The sequence below is a fragment of the Escherichia sp. E2661 genome (assembly GCF_004745185.1).
Lineage (GTDB): Bacteria > Pseudomonadota > Gammaproteobacteria > Enterobacterales > Enterobacteriaceae > Escherichia.
The window spans coordinates 355,718-374,461 of the sequence record NZ_PDIG01000035.1 but is presented as its reverse complement, the minus strand read 5'-3'; the positions used below and the strand labels follow the sequence as shown (position 1 = coordinate 374,461).

The 18,744-nt window shown below is 48.4% G+C and carries 18 protein-coding genes and 3 pseudogenes; 8 read left to right on the top strand and 13 right to left on the bottom strand.

Annotated features, from left to right (window positions below):
- Window positions 1–32: 32 nt before the first annotated feature.
- The 3 genes and pseudogenes from CRI63_RS18835 to CRI63_RS18825 form a co-directional block, all read left to right on the top strand.
- Window positions 33–1,244 (top strand): annotated as a pseudogene (locus CRI63_RS18835) (FliC/FljB family flagellin); the annotation flags it as partial.
- A 344-nt stretch (window positions 1,245–1,588) separates the two neighbouring features.
- Window positions 1,589–2,857, top strand: coding sequence for a FliC/FljB family flagellin (locus CRI63_RS18830; protein ID WP_130224548.1), 1,269 nt, complete (start codon window positions 1,589–1,591; stop codon window positions 2,855–2,857).
- Window positions 2,858–3,298: 441 nt separating this feature from the next.
- Window positions 3,299–3,964, top strand: coding sequence for a hypothetical protein (locus tag CRI63_RS18825; RefSeq protein ID WP_130224546.1), 666 nt, complete (start codon window positions 3,299–3,301; stop codon window positions 3,962–3,964).
- 33 nt (window positions 3,965–3,997) lie between these two features.
- Here CRI63_RS18825 and fliR read toward each other — a convergent pair whose 3' ends face one another.
- The 13 genes and pseudogenes from fliR to fliF all read right to left on the bottom strand — a co-directional run bounded on the left by fliR (window position 3,998) and on the right by fliF (window position 14,945).
- Entirely contained in the window at window positions 3,998–4,678 is a 681-nt protein-coding gene (gene fliR / locus CRI63_RS18820) for a flagellar biosynthetic protein FliR (RefSeq protein WP_346763496.1), read from the bottom strand.
- 102 nt (window positions 4,679–4,780) lie between these two features.
- The gene (gene fliQ / locus CRI63_RS18815; RefSeq protein WP_130224542.1) at window positions 4,781–5,050 is read right to left on the bottom strand and encodes a flagellar biosynthesis protein FliQ; all 270 of its coding nucleotides are present in this window, start codon (window positions 5,048–5,050) and stop codon (window positions 4,781–4,783) included.
- Window positions 5,051–5,062: 12 nt separating this feature from the next.
- On the bottom strand, window positions 5,063–5,776 hold the full coding sequence (gene fliP, locus CRI63_RS18810; protein WP_130224623.1) for a flagellar type III secretion system pore protein FliP: 714 nt from the start codon (window positions 5,774–5,776) through the stop codon (window positions 5,063–5,065).
- 49 nt (window positions 5,777–5,825) lie between these two features.
- Window positions 5,826–6,245 carry a flagellar biosynthetic protein FliO gene (fliO, locus tag CRI63_RS18805; protein ID WP_130224540.1) on the bottom strand — a complete coding sequence of 140 codons (420 nt, stop codon included), beginning with the start codon at window positions 6,243–6,245 and terminating at the stop codon, window positions 5,826–5,828.
- Window positions 6,245–6,631 carry a flagellar motor switch protein FliN gene (gene fliN / locus CRI63_RS18800; protein ID WP_130209631.1) on the bottom strand — a complete coding sequence of 129 codons (387 nt, stop codon included), beginning with the start codon at window positions 6,629–6,631 and terminating at the stop codon, window positions 6,245–6,247. The genes fliO and fliN overlap by 1 nt, the downstream gene beginning before the upstream one ends.
- An 11-nt stretch (window positions 6,632–6,642) precedes the next feature.
- A complete protein-coding gene (fliM, locus tag CRI63_RS18795; protein ID WP_135520401.1) occupies window positions 6,643–7,635 on the bottom strand; it encodes a flagellar motor switch protein FliM in 993 nt (330 codons plus the stop codon).
- A gap of 5 nt (window positions 7,636–7,640) precedes the next feature.
- Window positions 7,641–8,294, bottom strand: coding sequence for a flagellar basal body-associated protein FliL (gene fliL, locus CRI63_RS18790; protein ID WP_240782769.1), 654 nt, complete (start codon window positions 8,292–8,294; stop codon window positions 7,641–7,643).
- A gap of 224 nt (window positions 8,295–8,518) precedes the next feature.
- Window positions 8,519–9,541 carry a flagellar hook-length control protein FliK gene (locus tag CRI63_RS18785; protein WP_167852325.1) on the bottom strand — a complete coding sequence of 341 codons (1,023 nt, stop codon included), beginning with the start codon at window positions 9,539–9,541 and terminating at the stop codon, window positions 8,519–8,521.
- 205 nt (window positions 9,542–9,746) lie between these two features.
- Window positions 9,747–10,190 (bottom strand): flagellar export protein FliJ, encoded by a 444-nt coding sequence (gene fliJ, locus CRI63_RS18780; RefSeq protein ID WP_130224532.1) that lies wholly within the window; start codon window positions 10,188–10,190, stop codon window positions 9,747–9,749.
- A 2-nt stretch (window positions 10,191–10,192) separates the two neighbouring features.
- Window positions 10,193–11,581 carry a flagellar protein export ATPase FliI gene (gene fliI, locus CRI63_RS18775; protein ID WP_135520397.1) on the bottom strand — a complete coding sequence of 463 codons (1,389 nt, stop codon included), beginning with the start codon at window positions 11,579–11,581 and terminating at the stop codon, window positions 10,193–10,195.
- Window positions 11,578–12,294: a flagellar assembly protein FliH gene (locus tag CRI63_RS18770; RefSeq protein ID WP_135520395.1), complete on the bottom strand. Its 717-nt coding sequence runs from the start codon at window positions 12,292–12,294 to the stop codon at window positions 11,578–11,580. The genes fliI and CRI63_RS18770 overlap by 4 nt, the downstream gene beginning before the upstream one ends.
- The gene (gene fliG / locus CRI63_RS18765; protein ID WP_130224526.1) at window positions 12,281–13,267 is read right to left on the bottom strand and encodes a flagellar motor switch protein FliG; all 987 of its coding nucleotides are present in this window, start codon (window positions 13,265–13,267) and stop codon (window positions 12,281–12,283) included. The genes CRI63_RS18770 and fliG overlap by 14 nt, the downstream gene beginning before the upstream one ends.
- Window positions 13,264–14,945: pseudogene (gene fliF, locus CRI63_RS18760) on the bottom strand (flagellar basal-body MS-ring/collar protein FliF). Before fliF ends, fliG begins: the two are co-directional and overlap by 4 nt.
- A 301-nt stretch (window positions 14,946–15,246) precedes the next feature.
- Between fliF and fliE the strand changes: the two are divergent.
- From fliE to cheZ, 5 genes and pseudogenes are all read left to right on the top strand, one after another.
- Complete coding sequence (fliE, locus tag CRI63_RS18755) at window positions 15,247–15,582, top strand: flagellar hook-basal body complex protein FliE (RefSeq protein ID WP_135488351.1); 336 nt, start codon at window positions 15,247–15,249, stop codon at window positions 15,580–15,582.
- 186 nt (window positions 15,583–15,768) lie between these two features.
- Complete coding sequence (locus CRI63_RS18750; RefSeq protein WP_130224520.1) at window positions 15,769–16,608, top strand: CheR family methyltransferase; 840 nt, start codon at window positions 15,769–15,771, stop codon at window positions 16,606–16,608.
- Between the two features lie 3 nt (window positions 16,609–16,611).
- Window positions 16,612–17,649 carry a chemotaxis response regulator protein-glutamate methylesterase gene (locus CRI63_RS18745; protein ID WP_130224518.1) on the top strand — a complete coding sequence of 346 codons (1,038 nt, stop codon included), beginning with the start codon at window positions 16,612–16,614 and terminating at the stop codon, window positions 17,647–17,649.
- A 38-nt stretch (window positions 17,650–17,687) separates the two neighbouring features.
- Window positions 17,688–18,071, top strand: a pseudogene (gene cheY, locus CRI63_RS18740) (chemotaxis response regulator CheY); the annotation flags it as partial.
- 9 nt (window positions 18,072–18,080) lie between these two features.
- Window positions 18,081–18,722, top strand: a complete 642-nt coding sequence (cheZ, locus tag CRI63_RS18735) for a protein phosphatase CheZ (RefSeq protein WP_130224516.1) — start codon at window positions 18,081–18,083, stop codon at window positions 18,720–18,722.
- The last annotated feature ends 22 nt before the right edge of the window (window positions 18,723–18,744 follow it).

Here is an 18,744-nt window from a genome sequence, read left to right as displayed (position 1 = left end):
ATTGGCCTTCCAGGAACCGGTTAACCGGTTAACGCCTGTCTTCTGGTCTGCGTATTAACAGCGCAAAAGACGATGCTGCTGGCCAGGCTATCAGCAACCGTTTCACCGCCAGCATCTCTGGTCTGACTCAGGCTTCCCGCAACGCTAACGACGGTATCTCTATCGCTCAGACCACTGAAGGTGCGCTGAACGAAGTGAACGACAACCTGCAGAACATCCGTCGTCTGACTGTTCAGGCACAGAACGGCACTAACTCCGATTCTGACCGTCAGTCCATCCAGGACGAAATCGATGCCCGTCTGTCTGAAATCAACCGCATCTCCGATCAGACTGAATTTAACGGCGTTAAAGTTCTTAGCCAGGATCAGTCTCTGTCTATTCAGGTAGGTTCTAACGATAAAGAAACTATCGATATCAATCTGACCAAGATGGATGCCGGCACCCTCGGTATGACCGATTTCAGCGTGGCAGCTAGTGTTGATCCCGCAACGCTGAATGCGACCACTAGCGTGCAGATTGATGAAGGCTATAAGTATGATGTGGCTAAAGCTACAAATGGTGCGAATCCGGCACCCGCAGCAGGTACAGTTGATGTAACTGATATTGTTAAAGCTGATGATGGAAAACTTTACGCAAAAGATACTAAAGGGGGCGCAGGTAACGAGAAGTATTATGAACTCACTGATGACGGTAAAGGTGGTTTGAGCTACGACAGTACAGTTGATGCAACTACCGCAGCAAAAACGGCTGGCGGTATCACCTCAGTAAAAGACCAAGAAGCCTATCACGCTGAGAATGTAACAGCACCCACAGGCACCACCCTGAAAGACGATGGTAAAGGTAACTACTATCTGGAAGATGGTGCGGGTAATTTAACCAACGCTAAAATTGATACCACGAATGATAAAAACGGTAATTTCACCGCCACCGTCACGGATTTAAAAACCGCTGTTAACACCAAACCAGCAACTACCGATCCGCTGAAAGCTATCGATGCTGCGCTGTCTCAGGTTGACAAGCTGCGTTCTGGCCTCGGTGCCGTACAGAACCGTTTTGATTCTGTTATCAGCAACCTGAACAACACCGTTAACAACCTGTCTGAGTCTCGTTCTCGCATTCTGGACGCTGACTTTGCGTCTGAAGTGTCTGAAATGAGCCGCGCGAACATCCTGCAGTCTGCAGGTACTTCTGTGCTGGCACAGGCTAACCAGGTTCCGCAGAACGTTCTGCAGCTTCTGCGTTAATCTCTTTATTGGCAAAATAGTTCTGTCGATAATTCTAACCAGCCCGGTATCCCCTCGGGCTGGTTTTATTTTTATCCAGTCGTTAAAATTTATTATTGCCTGACAACCGTTCTCGTCAGATAATCCGAAAACAAATATTCCCTCTCCTGCTACCTGCGCTCAACCTCACACCTGAACTCAGATTATTAATAATCTCGAATAAAAACTTTGATATTTTACATAAATACACTTTAGCCATTTTATGGCTGCGCCGATATATAGGGTATGCGGCAGTCATAACGCATATTTTATTTAAATTCTATTCCGGGCGGATCGCACCGTCAGGTTTTAATTGAGGATATATCATGTCACAGGTCATTAATACCAACGCACTGAGCCTGGTTGCACAGAACAACCTGAACAAATCTCAGTCCACTCTCGGCACTGCGATCCAACGCCTGTCTTCTGGTCTGCGTATTAACAGCGCAAAAGACGATGCTGCTGGCCAGGCTATCAGCAACCGTTTCACCGCCAGCATCTCTGGTCTGACTCAGGCTTCCCGCAACGCTAACGACGGTATCTCTATCGCTCAGACCACTGAAGGTGCGCTGAACGAAGTGAACGATAACCTGCAGAACATCCGTCGCCTGACCGTTCAGGCGCAGAACGGCACTAACTCCGATTCTGACCGTCAGTCCATCCAGGACGAAATCGACGCCCGTCTGTCTGAAATCGACCGTATCTCCGATCAGACTGAATTTAACGGCGTTAAAGTTCTCAGCCAGGATCAGTCTCTGTCTATCCAGGTAGGTTCTAACGATAAAGAAACTATCGATATCGATCTGACCAAGATGGATGCTGATACCCTCGGTATGACTGATTTCAACGTTTCTGGTCCGAACGTTGCGACTCTTCATAATTCCGTAGATGCTAACGGCAACATAGCCGTTGACGAAGGCTATAAGTATGATGTGGCAAAAGCCACGGATGGTAATGGTGTTCCAGCTGCGGTAACTGATATTGTTAAAGGTGATGACGGGAAAATATACGTAACAGATGGGACTGACTACTTTGAAGCCACTGATAACGGTAAAGGTGGTTTTACCTTCAACAGTGCGACCAAGGACACCACTGCTGCACAAGCAGATAATGTAAAAACAGTACAAGGTCAGGAAGCGACTCAGTTGGTTAAACCAGCTGGCGTACCTGGTGGCTCTACCCTGAAAGACGATGGTAAAGGTAACTACTATCTTGATGACGGCAAAGGTGGCTTAACTAAGGCTGATGTCACCATTGACAAAACTGCACCGACAGCATACAAAGCCACAGTAACCGATACCGGCGTAAACGCAGTCAACACCACCGATCCGCTGAAAGCTATCGATGCCGCGCTGTCTCAGGTTGACAAACTGCGTTCTGGCCTCGGTGCCGTACAGAACCGTTTCGATTCTGTTATCAGCAACCTGAACAACACCGTTAACAACCTGTCCGAGTCTCGTTCTCGCATTCTGGACGCTGACTTCGCGTCTGAAGTGTCTGAAATGAGCCGCGCGAACATCCTGCAGTCTGCGGGTACTTCTGTTCTGGCACAGGCTAACCAGGTTCCGCAGAACGTTCTGCAGCTTCTGCGTTAATAAGCACCCCCCCTGGCAGAATGATTCTGCCAGCGTGCCCCCCGACCAGCCCGGATCTTCCTCCTGGGCTGGTTTTTTATCATTAAGTATCCGCCATCATCTTAGCGACTGGAAATAAAACGCATTAATACTCGGAATAGTCGTTTTCTTGATAAGAATATTTATCGTAAGTAATAATAAAAATGATTACACTTGGCCATTTTGAAAAAAAATGCAGGATCGAACACATCGACATTGCCGCCAGCTTATCTCTATAACGAATAATTATTACGTCTTAGTATTAAACTCTGAATATATTTCATATCGAAGTTTCTCAATCAGGATTTCCTTAATATAGTGTATTATACTGACCACTAAGGATGTTAGATCCCAACAGTACCTTTACTACTGATGAACAACACCAGTCAGGTAATCAGGAATATACGCGAGGACCGCGCACTAATGGAAATCTGTACTCATTCTACACCACCTGTATTTGTCATGGCCCTGTGTGAATATTTCACATTTGGGATGAAGCATCTTTTCTCCGACAACAACATTAACTTGTCGTTTATTCATCGCATTGATCAAGTCACTATCGGTATGGATGATACGCTGACTATTATGCTAGTGCTTGATATGTCAGGGACCGAATCGCTGCGTATCTTCAAAGACGCCGTCGACTTTCTCATCCAGATTAACAGCCGTAAACGCGTTGGCGTGCTGGTCAGCCGCTATAACTCCTATCTGACGTATTACATCTCGCGCAAGTTTGCCGGTAAGGTCACTTTTTTTAACTCCCATAACCTGCACTCCGGTCTTTTTCAGCGTAACTTCCAGACCTGGCTACGGGGTAAAACATTCCGTCCTATGCATACGATTAATCGCTACCGGGACGAACGTTATGGGTTTTCCCTGAAAGAATGGATTTGTCTGGTGCTTCCCCTTGCCGGGGAATCAATAAGCGAAATGTCCCGCTGCATGAAAATACCGGAACCGACGCTGTATCAGATCAGACGCGGCGCGCTAAAAAAATTAGGCCTGAGTTCCTACCGGCAATTTTGCGAGCTGTATATCAGCGGGGAGATCCGCACGGAAAACGACAAAATTTTAAGACAAAAATACTGAGGCTTCCGGGTTCACAACGACTGCGAGGCAGGGCTATCTCATCGCAGTCATAATTTGCAGAAGATTATCAAAGATGGTAGCCATCAGGCTTTCAAAAAGCGGACCAAAAGAGTACATCATCAGCGATAACGCCAGTAAGCCAACGCTGAGTGAAATAGGAAAACCGATCACAAAAACCGACAGCTGCGGCGTCAGACGGTTAATAATACCCAGCGTCAGGTTAATGCAGAGCAGTAACGCCACAATAGGCAACGCCAGTATCAGGCCGCTACTGAAAATAAGCCCCGCCAGTTTTACAAAAGCCAGATAAGCAGACGCATTGGGTAACGTGGCCGCAACGGGCAAAATATCAAAGCTGCGGGCGATAATCTCCAGAAGGTAAAGATGCCCGTTGGCGATTAAAAAGATCAGCGTAGCCAGTAAATTAAGAAAGCGGGCAATCACGGGCATATTCTGCCCACCGGCACGGTCATAGAAGGTGGCAAATGAAAGTCCCATCTGCAGGCCAATAAGTTCGCCTGCGTGACGGACAGCCACAAAAATCAACTGAATGATTAAGCCGGTGATAAGGCCAATAATGAGCTGCCCCGCCCCCGTCAGAAATCCCTCATACGAAACAATACGAATATTGCTTTCAGGTAATATGGGGGCTATCTGAAAGGCTATGAGTGCCGACAGCGCAATTTTTGACCTTTTTATTGATCGATTTGTCATTAAAGATCGGCGCTGACGTAAAAAGAGCCAGGATACGCAAAAACGGGAAGAAATACTGACCGATATGCAGGTAAAGATCAGCCAGAGAGAGTGTGAGCATAACTAGCGAATCAGATAAGGCAGGCTGTTAAATAGCCCGTGCATATAATCAAGCATGACGCTTAACATCCAGGGGCCAAGGGCAATAATGACCACCACGAGCAGCAATATTTTGGGAATAAACGATAATGTCATCTCGTTTATTTGCGTGGACGCCTGGAGAATACTGATAACCAACCCGGCAACCAACGACGCCAGTAATAACGGGGCAGCAATCATCAGACCGACTTTAATGGCCTGGAATCCCATCGCCATGACTTGTTCTTCTGTCATCTCTTCTCCTCGTCAGCTAAAAAAACTTTGAGCCAGTGAACCAATCAGCAACTGCCAGCCGTCGACCAGAACAAACAACATCAATTTAAACGGTAATGAGATTGTCGCAGGCGGCACCATCATCATCCCCAGCGCCATCAGGACACTGGCGACCACAAGGTCGATAATCAAAAACGGAATAAAGATGGTAAAGCCAATCTGGAAACCTGTTTTCAATTCACTGGTGACAAACGCCGGAACCAGCAGGCTTAGCGGCACATCTTCCGGTCCGGCGAAGTTTTGCTGATGAGCGATGCGGGTATATAAAGCCAGATCATCCTGACGCGTTTGTTGCAGCATAAATTCCCGCAGCGGCTGAATGCCTTTATCGATGGCGACCTGAGCGGTGATTTTATCCTGACTTAAAGGCATCCATGCGTCGTCATAGATTTTATTAAACACGGGCGACATGACATAAAAAGTGAGGAACAGCGCCAGACCTAACAGCACCTGGTTTGGTGGTGTTGATGACGTTCCCAACGCGTTACGCAGCAATCCCAACACAATGATGATGCGCGTAAAACCGGTCATCATCAGCAAAATAGCGGGCAGAAATGTCAGCGACGTCAGCAGGACCAGCGTCTGTACTGGTAAGGACCAGCCTTCCCCACCTGCCGGGCGAGTTAACAGAATGTCGCTATTAGCAGCGAATGCGCTATGTACAGGAAACCCGATGCCAAACACCATGACCAACAGGCCACAGATAATCGGCATTACCCGCCATGACGGTTTTATTTTATTGCTGATTGCCATAACGCCCTCGCAGACTGTTTGCCAGCACTGTCTGAAAACAGTCAACCAGCGAGGTACGGGACTGCGGTTGATCAACAGCCGCAAAATTTTCTTCGACTGTTTTTTTGTCGATGGCGCTCAGACAGGAGATATTTTCTGCCGTCACGCCAAGCAGTAACCATTGATTTCCCACTTCCACAAGAACCAGGCGTTCACGCGGCCCCAGCGACTGGCTGAATTTAATATTTAACAGCGCATTGCGGCCATTTTTTTTCCCTGAGATACCGCCAGAACGACGTAAATACCAGAGTAAAAGAAGTAACCCGAATATTATCAGGCAGAGGATACCGCCGGTATGCATCCATACCGACGACATGCTGGTTGTTGAAGCGGTGGGTAAAACTGTATGGGTACTATTGATCATTATCTGCTCAGGCGATAAATACGTTCAGATGGCGTAATAATATCGGTAATACGAATACCGAATTTATCCGACACCACAACCACTTCTCCCTGTGCAATAAGATAACCATTAATCAAAATATCCAGAGGTTCACCCGCCAGACCTTCCAGCGCAACCACTGACCCCTGGCTCAGTGCCAGAAGTTCCTTGATGGTCATACGGGTTCTGCCAAGTTCTACCGTCATTCTGACCGGAATATCCATAACCAGATTCAGGTCAGAGGCAATCGCTTTCGCCCCGTCCATCACGCCCGTCGTTCCTGCGGATTCGCGCTGTTCTTCCAGTGCGTCTGCCCAGGCCGTATCTGCGGGAGTAGAGGTAGTGCCCGCCTGTTCATTCTTGCTCATGCGAGCTCTCCTTAGAAAAAAGGTGCTAATGCTGTATTAAAAAGTTCTTCTACCTGCAAGGCGTACTGATTGCTTGCGCTGCCATATTTCCCGGACAGTACCCGCACGCCATCAACATAAGCTTCAGCGATTTCAGGTTTATCTAACGGTAAAATATCGTGTTGCTTGAGGCTCATAATTTGTGACAGTCGCATCTGTACATCGGATAAATTCACTACCAGTTCCAGTTCCGTATTTTTGACCTGTGAAGCCAGCGTATTACGCCAGTTTTGATCTTCCTGCCAGGCGTTTTCCTGTGGGGGACTGGTAAGCAAAGAACGTATTGGCTCAATAACGTTGAACGGGATGCAGATATCCATCTGGACACACTCGGAACCCAGTTCGATATAAAATGGCGTTGTAATCACAATATCATTCGGTGACGACGTAATATTGGTGAATTTCACCTGCATTTCTGAGCGAATATATTCTGTTTTAAGGCTATAAACCGTACTCCAGGCAAAGTCGTAAGCCTCAAGGGCAATTGACAAAATACGCTGGATAATACGTTGTTCAGTGGGGGTAAATTCCCGCCCATCCGCTTTTGTTTTAAAACGTCCGCCACCGCCAAATAAATTTTCCACCAACATAAACACCATATTGGGAGAAAAGACGAACAGTGCCGTCCCGCGCAAAGGTGACAGATGAATCAAATTAAGATTGGTCATCACGGGCAAATTACGCGCAAATTCATGATATGGCTGTACCCGAATATTACCGGTAGTGACGTCCAGACTGCGGTGCAACACGTTGAACGCGCCGACACGAAACTGGCGGGCAAAACGTTCATTAATAAATTCCAGTGTGCTGAGTCGTTCATGAACAACGCGTCGTTGCGTCACCGGATCGTAAGGACGGATATCATCCTCAGGAGCCATGGCAGATAGAGTGTTTTCAGATGCGCCGTTACCATCGCCATTCAGAAGACTATCCACCTCATCCTGTGACAAAATATTGTCAGACATAGCGATTACCGTAAAATAAAGACGTTAAATAAAACATCGGTAACTTTAACCGTCTGTTTCCCGGATAGTGGGTTTGATAATTCTTGTTCAATTTGTTGGATAAGTTGGTTTTTACCTTTGCTTGTACTCAGCGATTCCATCGTCTGTTGAGAAAATAACATCAGAAGGCGACTGCGAACGACGGGCATAAAACGTCTTAACAGCTCCTGGGAACGAGGATCCTTCAAACGCAACGTCAAGCCGACGTACAGAACATGTTCGCCCCCATCAGCGTCTGGTTTCAGACTGACAGTAAACGTATCCAGAGGGGTATAAATAGGTTCCTCTATAGCCTCCTCTATTTCTTCAATTTCATGTTCTACAGTGCTGCTTTTGATATTGTTTTTTATTTTATCCAGTTCTGTCCAGGTATAGCCGAAACAGGCGCTGGCAATAATAAATGCCAGGACGGTCAGCGCTATGCGACCTTTACTTTTTTTGCCACTCTGAGTGGTATCCAGCTTCTTTTTTGACATCACAAAAATATACTCAGTAATTTGCACCCCGTTACACCCGGGACAGGAGCTGTATTCTATTACATAACCTGGTATTAATAATCCGGCAAAAAAAATGTCGCAGCTGGCATTAAATTGATAGATAGATTTGACTTCAGACAACATTGTAAACGTTTGCCTGCATCATTAATAAAAATCAATGTTGCAGAAATGATAAAAAATCACTGCCCGTGTAAAATTCATAACCAGTTGAATATTAATAAAATTAAAGACCAGAAACGCAATCAACAGCCCGTAACGAACCCTGTCTAAACCCGACAGGAATACCGTCAGAATAAAACCACAAAGCCCGGAAACCGGGCTTTCAGATAAATAACAAAATTAAAGTATCAGACAAAAGTATTTATTCCGCCGGAACGACTGAGCGTATGCAGAATTACGCCTGGCTCATCTGGCACGATTTCCGTACCGTCTTCAGATTGCATATCCTGCTCTGCTGCCTGATTTTGCGAACCGTTTTCCCATGAAGGTCTGGAGTCTGCGGCAACGTTGGTTTGCCCCAGTGAGATCCCAGATTCCGCAAGGGAATTTCGCAAATGCGGCATCGCCGTTTCAAGCGCATTGCGAACCTGGTGGTCGGCTGCGGCAAAATGAATCTGCATCTGATCGTTATTTATCCGCAGGCTAATGTGCAGACTACCAAGATCTTCAGGGTGCAATCTCAGTTCCGCATGATGGATCCCTTCACGAGTAAAGCAGGCCAACTGCTGACTCAAATTCTGCTGCCATTCCGTAGTTCCCACAGACGCGGTCAATACCGAGGGTTGCGCAGATGGGGATACCCCCACGGGCTCACGGATTTGAATACTCATATCCCCAATGGTTGGGATATGTAGAGCATCAGCCATATGGCTATCCTGATGCTGTACAGGCATCTGTTCCGCCGATTTATCTGCTATCGCCGAATCAATAGACGTTGCCAATTGTTCCGATGACTGAGGCAGTGCATTACCGGTATTGGTTGCCGACTCAAGATGCAAGGAGCCCTGATTTTGTGGCAGCGATGAAGGTAGATGCGCAATCGGCTTGCCGACTTTCCCCGCCAACGCAGAATATGCAACGGCTTTGTTCAGCTTTTGAGGACTACTATCGAAAGTGCCAGTTTGTAACTCATCCCCATCCGGAGACGGTAAAAGTTCAGTGTCAGACACACTCACGCCTGAATCCGCTTTTTCCGTTTGGGATGCCATATTTTCTGGCAACACCGCCGGGTTTTTCACGGCAGAAACCAGTCCTGCGCCCTCAAAAAACGGTGATTGTGTCATTTCCTGATTGATCCCCGCCCCCGGTAATGGAGCACTTTGCGCCGGGAGCATGTACAACAAACCATCCACTATGCCAGGCTGTTCCACATCAGAGGTTTCCTTTCCTTTTTCTTCTTCAGTCGGTAACAGATTTACCGTTCCTCCCGACGGAAGATGAAGCTTCGTACTGGAATCAGGAGGCAATTTACTGCCGAGTTCATCTGCAAATGATGGCGCATCTGTATCATTCTGGGGTGCAGAGGGCCCATGCCCCAAATTGCCAGTATTCATAGGTAAAGAAATTACCTGCATTTTATTTTCCCCTCTGGCTGGCGCGGCGGGCAAATTCATCCATCATTTTTTGTTCCTGTCGGTTTTCTTTCAATAGACGCTGGGCTTCGGCCCGGCTTTTTAATGTTTCAAATGCGTTTAACCGCTGACGATCTTTTTGCCAGTCGTTGAGCGAGGCATCGACAATCTGTTGGCTGTTGTTCACCTGGTTTACCTGCTGCAAAACGACCTTTTCCAGCGCACCAATAAAACTTTGCCATGACTGGAGCGTAGACACTGACATCCCCTTATCGGCAATGGTGTTTTGCAGTTGTCGACGATATTCCGATTCGTATGTCTGTAATTGTTGTAAACGGGAAATTTCATTCTCATGCGACTGGCGCGCACGCCCCAGCCGCACCGTGGTGTCATTGAGTTTCTTTTCGGCCAGATCCCGCAAAACATCCATTGGTGCTGACGTTGCCATGATTATTCACCTGCTTCAGGGCCTCTGTTCTCCGGGAATAACGCATCGAGCTGGCGACATGAAACATCATATTCCTGGCGTTCATGGATGCCCTGTTGCAGATAGCGCTCCATTTCTGGATATAAGGTGATCGCCTGATCCAGTAAAGGATCGCTGCCTCTGGCATACGCCCCTACGCTGACCAAATCCCGGTTCCGCTGCCACGAGGACAGAAGTTGTTTAAAACGCTGTACCTTTTTAAATTGCGCGGGTGGCGTAATTTCCGTCATCACACGGCTGATAGACGCTTCAATATCAATGGCCGGATAGTGGCCTGATTCCGCCAGTCGGCGTGACAGAACAATATGTCCGTCGAGAATGGCGCGAGCGGAGTCCGCAATCGGGTCCTGCTGATCGTCGCCTTCCGTCAATACGGTATAGAATGCAGTGATTGATCCACCGCCACGGATACCATTCCCGGCTCTCTCCACCAGGGCCGGTAAACGGGCGAAAACAGAAGGCGGATAGCCTTTGGTTGCTGGCGGTTCGCCAATGGCTAACGCTATCTCACGTTGCGCCATCGCATAACGCGTCAGCGAATCCATGATCAGCAACACATTTAATCCACGGTCACGGAAATCTTCCGCAATACGGGTTGCATATACCGCCCCCTGCATACGCAGTACCGGCGATACATCGGCAGGCGCAGCAATAACCACCGACCGCTGTAAGCCATCCTGTCCGAGGATATTTTCAATAAAATCTTTGACTTCACGGCCTCGTTCACCGATGAGTCCCACAACCACCACATCTGCGGTGGTATAGCGCGCCATCATGCCTAACAGGACACTTTTGCCGACCCCGGAACCTGCAAACAGCCCCATGCGCTGGCCTCGCCCCACGGTCAGTAAGCCATTGATCGCCCGAACGCCGACATCAAGCACATTGCGAATGGGGTCGCGTTGTAACGGGTTAAACGGAGCGGTAAATAATGTTGCCCGATCACTATTACTGGGAGGAGGAAGGCCATCCAGTGGTCGCGCGCTGGCATCCAGCACACGCCCCAATAATCCAGGCCCAACAGGAAGCTGCTTGCCTTGTGTTAACTTATCACCGCTATCCGGCGCCCAGACTCTGGCGCCAGGCAAGATGCCGTCCACATGTTCCAGCGGCATCAGATACAGCGTTTGTCCACTGAAACCAACAACCTCACTTTCTACACAACGAATACCATCCGGGCCGTCACGTTCAACAATGCACAGCGTTCCGATGGGTAATTTTAGTCCGGTGGCTTCCATCACCAGTCCAGTCGCGCGGATCAGCCTGCCGTACTGACGAAAAGCGGGTAACGTCGTCATCCGCGTTTCTTGCTGTTCCAGAGCACCCAGCCAGTTTTTAAGATGCGAAGTCATACACCTTCCCTGTTGCGAACCAGTTGACACAACGACTGCCAGCGGGTTTCCAGCGATGCATCCAGTTCCCCTTCTTCCGTACTGATCCGACAACCGCCGGGGAGAAGATGGGGATCAGCACACAATTCCCAGTCATAGGATGAGAGCAACGTCTCAAGCTGCTGGCGAACCTCTTCTGGTTCTTCCGCGCTGATGGTCAGGCGAAATTTACCTTTCAGTAAGCGGTCTTCATTGAGTAGCGTGCGAATGTGATTCATCAGTCCGGTATGCATTTTATCCGTAACGCCCTGCTCACCCAGCAGAGTACGCACCGCCATCAGCGCCAGTTGCACCAGGCGGGCGGGGATGACGCTGTCCATGTTTTCAACCGAGATCTGAAAACTTTCCATAACGCGGGAAAACTGCGAAGTTAACAAAGCCTGTTGAGCATGAACTTCCGCTAATCCCTGGTTAATGCCTTCCGTTTTTCCCTGCTGTAATCCTTCTTCATAGCCGCGACGACGCCCCTCTTCCTCGCCTTTTACCAGCCCCTGCGTAAAGCCTTTTTGCCCTTCCTGTTGGCGAACACGGGCAAGCTCTGCCTGCCGGTCCGGGTCAGACATGGGATCTACATCTGCGTGGTTTTCAGACTCCAGATTTGGCCATGAAGAACTGCTCTGCCCGAGTAGATCATCAGGCCGCCAGGGTTTCCAGGTTGTCTCAGACGTAGACATCCTCACCTCCACCAATCACCATCTCTCCGGCTTCCACCAGACGACGTACCACCAACAGAATGGATTTCTGTTCTGCTTCGACCTGAGTCATACGTACCGGACCACGTGAATTGAGATCATCACGCATAATTTCGGCCTGGCGTTTGGACATGTTGCTGAAGAATTTCTCACGCAGTACCTGATCGGATCCTTTCAACGCAACCAACAGAGACTCGCCATCGACATCCTGCAACAGGCGCTGGATGCTGCGGTCGTCCATATCCACCAGATTTTCGAACAGGAACATCTCATCAATGATTTTTTGCGCCAGTTCAGGATCAAATTCGCGGAATGCAGTAAGCGCCGCTTCTTCCTGCTGAGTTTTCATCAGGTTGAGAATTTCAGCCGCCGGACGAACACCGCCCATATTGTTGCGCTTCAGTGACTGACCGTGGAGCAGATTGTTCAGTACATCCGTCAGTTCTTGCAGTGCCACCGGCTGGACGCCGTTAAAGGTGGCAATACGCAACATAATGTCGTTACGTTCGCGTTCTTCGAATTTCGCCAGTACGTTTGCTGCCTGAGCGCGTTTCAGATGCACCAGAATGGTTGCAATAATCTGCGGATGCTCTTCCCGAATCAGGTCATAAACCATATACGGTTCCATCAGACCCAACGTCTCGATACCGTTGTTTTCACTATGGGCATCCAGCAAATTATCCAGCAAGGCTTCGGCCTGGGATTCACCCAGCGCTTTCACCAGAACATTACGTAAATACTCATCCGCATTGATGCTGATGGACGCATACTCTTCTGAATCGCGTTTGAATTCACTCAACACCTGGGCAATCTGCTCATGGGTATAAGAGTGAATGCTGACAATGGCGCTGCTTATCTGTGCCACCTCCTGAGGACTGAGATGGCGGAAGACGTCGGCTGCCCGGTCATCGCCGAGCGTTAGCATAATAATGGCGCTTCGCATGGCGGCATTCATGATGATTTCTGCTCCTTATTCATCCACTGGCGAATAACCAGTGCAATAATCTGCGGTGCCTCATCGGCCATTTCACGCAGTTGCTGAGTAGTAAGCTCGGTATCCATGCGCTGTTGCGCCCTGGCAAGTTCGCTGTGTTCTTTTTTCTGCCGCTGTGCCGTTGCTTCGGCCTGACGTGCTTCTTTTTCCATCTCGAGACGCTGGAGCAGCATTTCCTGATGTTTCACCCAGAATGGCCATACGGCTTTACGCCACAGCATCCAGGCAACCAGAGCGACTAAAAGGTAACGCAGTACGGTAAGAACTAACTGAATAACATCCTGCTGTTGCCACAGTGGAAGAGCGATGTCTTTATCTGACTGGCTAAATGGTGTGTTAACCACATTTACCGAATCCCCACGGGAAGCGGTATAGCCCATTGCCTCTTTAACCAGATCGTTGATTTGCTTCATCTGCGCTGGCGTCAGAGCCGCCGGTTCTCCGGCCTTTCCTGGCAGATAATTAATAACAACCGCGACCGACAAACGTTCCACATTACCCGTGTTACGGGTGATATGTTTTAGCGTTCTGTCCAGCTCGTAATTGGTAATGTCGTCATGGTTCTGACTGTAGGGTTGTAGCTTTGGACTGACCGCCTGAGAAGCCGGGCGGGTAGCACTATCTTTAGCACCGCGCGCTGGCGTTGAGGTGGTAACCGGAGCGCTGGCTGCCGTAGGCGGTAGATTACTTAACGCGCCAGGTACACCGCCAACGCCGCTTTTCCCGCCTTGCTCATCATGAACAACGTGGCGACTGCGGATGGACATCTTGTCTGGCGACGTGTTGGGAGCATATTCCTCAACAGTTTGCTCATTCTGCGTGAAATCAACTTGTGCCGTAACTTGTGTGCGAACGTTGGCGCTACCGACAACGGGCGTCAGAATGGCCTGAATACGGTTTTGATAGTCATCTTCAACTTCGCGGATATATTTAAGCTGTGTTGTCTGGGTATTGTGAGTGCACTGCCGGAAAGCAAATGGCCAGACTGATCCACAATGGTGACATGAGCGGCATCAAGGCCAGAAACCGCGCTGGCTATCATGTAACTGATGGCGTTAACCTGGCCTTCATCCAGTGTTCTGCCATTTTGTAAAGTCAGAGTCACTGAGGCGGTAGGCGCTTTTTGTTCGCGCACAAACAGTGACGGTTTCGGTATTGCCAGGTGGATACGGGCGCTCTGTACTGGACCCAGCGTCTCAATAGTGCGAGCCAGTTCTCCTTCAAGCGCACGCTGGAAATTAACCTGCTCGTTAAACTGGCTAATACCAAATTTTTCCTGGTCGAGCAGTTCAAATCCTACAGAGCCACCTTTCGGCAATCCCTGCTGCGCGAGTTTAAGTCGGACCTCATAAACCTGGTCTTCCGGGATCATGATGGCGCCGTTATGATCGGCAAAGCGATAAGGAACCTGCATCTGGCTAAGCTGAGTAACAATCGCTCCGCCGTCCTGTTCGCTAATATTACTGTAGAGAACGCGATAAACTGGCCCTTGCATCCAGAATAGCAAGGCGACAACAATTGAAATTGCCGCCGCCGCTGCGATCATAAAAATAATTCTGGGATTTGCCCGAATTCGTTCCAGTAGTGCCTTAAAATCAAAGGGACTATTTTTTTTATTACCCTGGGTTGTGGCATTCATGCCATATTCCTGTAAAGTTAAATGGTACGACTTCAACGCAGGTGTCATATTGCAGATGCAGATGAACAAACTGGTGATGAGTATTATTCGCGACAATTTTTCATTTCAGAAAATTTGCCAGATAAGAATTATCGCCTGAAACTGCCCTAAACCTAATCTGCAATAAGAACAGGTTTGTGCTGACTTTTCCCACAATGCTGCTGAACTTCCGCCATGATAAAGTACGCCTAAATTAAACAGAATTGATAAGACATTAGTATCAACTATCTGTTGTTAAGCGTCAGTAAGGTGAAATAACGATATGTCCCTAAATACAATCAATGGGGTAGTGAATCAGATTCAGCGTCAGGCAGGCCAGGTTTCTGCAATGCAGAATCAGTTTGCTCCGACAGGAACAAATGACACAGAAAATAAAACACAATTTTCTGATGTGTTATTTAACAGCCTCAATAATATCAGCCAGCTCCAGAATCAGGCCAAACAAGGCTCTGAAGACTATCTGGCAGGCGTGCCGGGGGTTGGCTTAAATGATGTTATGGTTTCGATGCAGAAGTCATCTGTAGCACTTAACCTTGGTGTTCAGGTACGCAATAAAATGGTTAGCGCGTATCAGGACATCATGAATATGGGTGTCTGATTGTCGATTTTTCGGTTTAGTCACTCCGTTAATCCTGATTGTTATTTTCTGTTTTCCCGTATCACCTGATCACCGCCTGGCGGTGTTTATGATCGGGTGATATGCATTGAAATCCTGAGCGCATGTTGAAAATAACTCTCAATTCCCCGCTAAAGGCGGAAACACTGAGAAATAAAATTCCGCAATATGGCTAATCACACTGAATTCCCCGCGCAAGGTCTGAACACTCTCACGGATAAGGATTTAACACGCGTCAGCGAGTTAATTTACCGTAGGGCAGGTATTGTCCTGAATGGCCAAAAGAAAGATATGGTTTATAATCGTTTATCCCGCCGAATCACTCAGCTAGGGATGAACAGTTTCAGCGAGTATATGGCGCTGCTTGAAAGCAGTTCAGAGGCGCCGGAATGGCAGGCATTTGTCAACTCGCTGACCACTAACCTGACATCTTTTTTTCGTGAAGCGTACCATTTCCCTATTCTTGCAGAACATGCGCGGAGTCGACGCGGTATGTATAACGTCTGGTGCGCTGCGGCATCCACCGGCGAAGAACCGCTGTCAATTGCAATGACGCTGGAAGAAACATTGGGTCGTAGTATTACGGGGCCTCGTATACTGGCAACCGATATTGATACCGATGTTCTGCGTCATGCCAAAAAAGGAATTTATCAATTATCCGATTTAGCTAGTCTGAATGAAAAACAGAAAAAAGACTGGTTTTTACGGGGAACCGGAAATCACGGAGATAAAGTAAAAGTAAAAAGAGAGCTGTTGTCGTCGATTCATTACCAACAGCTTAATCTCGTGGATCCGCAGTGGGATATTCCTGCACCTTTTGATGCTATTTTTTGTCGCAACGTAATGATTTATTTTGACAGGAATACACAGAATATTCTTATGCGCCGTTTTGCAGAAATACTGAAACCAGGTGGAATTTTGTTTGCAGGTCATTCAGAACATTTTAATACCGCAAATAGTCATTTCCGCCTGCGCGGCCAATCTGTTTACTGCCTGGCAAAGGAGTAACAAATGAAAAAGATAAAAGTGTTGTGCGTGGACGATTCGGCGTTAATCCGCAACATCATGACGCGAATTGTTAATCAACAACCGGATATGGAAATGGTCGCCACGGCGCATGACCCCATCATGGCCCGTGATTTGATTAAACAACATAACCCGGATGTGCTGACGCTGGATGTTGAAATGCCGCGCATGGATGGTCTGGATTTTCTTGAGCGCTTAATGCGTCTGCGCCCAATGCCGGTATTAATGCTTTCGTCACTGACCAGCAAAGGATCAGATATCACTCTCGCGGCGCTGGAACTGGGAGCGGTAGATTTTATTACTAAACCTCAGCAAGGACTTCAGGAAGGCATGGAAAAATACAGCGATATGATCGCCGACAAAATTCGTATCGCGGCGAGCGTTCGTACTTTCCAGAAAAGAACGGTTCCCCCAGTAATTCGCGCACCGCTTATTGGCAGTGAAAAAATTATTGCCATTGGCGCATCGACCGGTGGTACGGAAGCATTAAGCCATGTCCTGTTGCCAATGCCTCCGACATGTCCGGGGATCGTCATTGCACAACATATGCCGCCAGGTTTTACCCGTTCTTTTGCCCAGAGACTTGATAAAGCCTGCCTGCTGTCAGTAAAGGAAGCAGAGCATGATGACCGCGTGCTGCCGGGTCATGCTTATATTGCACCAGGTGGCAGACATATGGAGTTGGTACGTAGCGGGGCTAACTACCATATCAAACTTAGCGACACGCCGCCTGTTAACCGCCATCGTCCGTCGGTAGATACGCTGTTTGAATCCGTTGCCCGCGTCGCAGGACGAAATGCCGTCGGGGTGATCCTGACCGGGATGGGTAACGATGGTGCGAAAGGCCTGCTGGCGATGCGTAACACTGGCGCCCGAACTCTCGCCCAGAGCGAACGCTCATGTGTGGTATTCGGTATGCCCCGTGAAGCACTGGCATTAGAGGCAGTAACAGAAGTCGCCGACCTGGATGAAATGAGCCAACAAATTCTCAATAACATAACCGGGCAGTCTCGCCGTATTTAACAGCCTGTTTCGTACTTAGAAACATTTCAGGATATACCATGACAGATAAGAATTTACGTTTCCTCGTTGTTGATGACTTTGCCACCATGCGTCGCATTGTCCGCAATCTCCTTAAAGATCTCGGCTTCAACAATGTTGACGAAGCGGAAGATGGTCATGACGCACTGACGCGTTTGAAAAAAGAACCATTCGATTTTGTCATTAGTGACTGGAACATGCCGAACATGGACGGTTTGCAGCTATTGAATGAAATTCGCCAGGATAGCGCGCTTAAAGCGCTGCCTGTGCTGATGGTTACCGCAGAAGCGAAGAAAGAAAACATTATCGCGGCAGCGCAGGCCGGTGCCAGCGGTTATGTGGTTAAACCTTTTACCGCAGCCACTCTTGAAGAAAAGCTGAACAAAATCTTTGAGAAGCTCGGGGGGATAATCATGACCGCGTCTGCGCAACTGCCACCAAAGAATCACGATCCAGACGTCTTTACCCGTATTGGTAATATCACACGGATGCTAAGGGATAGTCTGGTCAGTCTTGGCCTTGAGCGAACCATCATGGATGCGGCTGAAGCGATCCCTGATGCCCGCGAACGCCTGAATTATGTGGCAAAGAAAACATCGCAGGCTGCGGAGCGTGTTCTGAGCTGTGTAGAAGAAACAAGACCAATGCAGGACTATATCACCAGCGAAGCTGAGCAGTTAACGCAACGCTGGGATGCCTGGTTTGATGCGCCTGTTGAACTGCCTGAAGCGCGTGAGTTGGTAAAGGATACCCGACATTACCTGAAACAGGCGACCAGTCTGGCTGGCAAAACTAATAATCAACTCATGGAAATCATGATGGCGCAGGACTTTCAGGATCTGACCGGTCAGGTTATCCAGCGCATGATGACCATTATTGAAGTTGTCGAAAAAGAGTTGATCCGGGTTCTCGTAGAGAACATTCCTGAAGAGACTGTACCGACGAAAGAAGTCGCTAATTCATTAATCAATGGTCCGCAAATCGATAACACCCAGGCAGGTGTGATGACATCCCAGGGCCAGGTTGATGACCTTCTCCAGAGTCTCGGCTTTTAATCTATGTAATGTCATTTCCTCT

Bases quoted from the DNA above. Each gene is read 5' to 3' on its own strand.
- fliO (WP_130224540.1), bottom strand. From the start codon at position 6,245: ATGATCAATAGTACCCATACAGTTTTACCCACCGCTTCAACAACCAGC.
- fliG (WP_130224526.1), bottom strand. From the start codon at position 13,267: ATGAATGCCGCCATGCGAAGCGCCATTATTATGCTAACGCTCGGCGAT.
- CRI63_RS18825 (WP_130224546.1), top strand. From the start codon at position 3,299: ATGGAAATCTGTACTCATTCTACACCACCTGTATTTGTCATGGCCCTG.
- fliP (WP_130224623.1), bottom strand. From the start codon at position 5,776: ATGGTGTTTGGCATCGGGTTTCCTGTACATAGCGCATTCGCTGCTAAT.
- fliJ (WP_130224532.1), bottom strand. From the start codon at position 10,190: ATGGCAACGTCAGCACCAATGGATGTTTTGCGGGATCTGGCCGAAAAG.
- fliM (WP_135520401.1), bottom strand. From the start codon at position 7,635: ATGTCTGACAATATTTTGTCACAGGATGAGGTGGATAGTCTTCTGAAT.
- CRI63_RS18770 (WP_135520395.1), bottom strand. From the start codon at position 12,294: ATGTCTACGTCTGAGACAACCTGGAAACCCTGGCGGCCTGATGATCTA.
- fliR (WP_346763496.1), bottom strand. From the start codon at position 4,678: ATGACAAATCGATCAATAAAAAGGTCAAAAATTGCGCTGTCGGCACTC.
- cheZ (WP_130224516.1), top strand. From the start codon at position 18,081: ATGACCGCGTCTGCGCAACTGCCACCAAAGAATCACGATCCAGACGTC.
- fliE (WP_135488351.1), top strand. From the start codon at position 15,247: ATGTCCCTAAATACAATCAATGGGGTAGTGAATCAGATTCAGCGTCAG.
- CRI63_RS18745 (WP_130224518.1), top strand. From the start codon at position 16,612: ATGAAAAAGATAAAAGTGTTGTGCGTGGACGATTCGGCGTTAATCCGC.
- CRI63_RS18750 (WP_130224520.1), top strand. From the start codon at position 15,769: ATGGCTAATCACACTGAATTCCCCGCGCAAGGTCTGAACACTCTCACG.
- fliL (WP_240782769.1), bottom strand. From the start codon at position 8,294: ATGTTGTCTGAAGTCAAATCTATCTATCAATTTAATGCCAGCTGCGAC.
- fliN (WP_130209631.1), bottom strand. From the start codon at position 6,631: ATGAGCAAGAATGAACAGGCGGGCACTACCTCTACTCCCGCAGATACG.
- fliQ (WP_130224542.1), bottom strand. From the start codon at position 5,050: ATGACAGAAGAACAAGTCATGGCGATGGGATTCCAGGCCATTAAAGTC.
- fliI (WP_135520397.1), bottom strand. From the start codon at position 11,581: ATGACTTCGCATCTTAAAAACTGGCTGGGTGCTCTGGAACAGCAAGAA.
- CRI63_RS18830 (WP_130224548.1), top strand. From the start codon at position 1,589: ATGTCACAGGTCATTAATACCAACGCACTGAGCCTGGTTGCACAGAAC.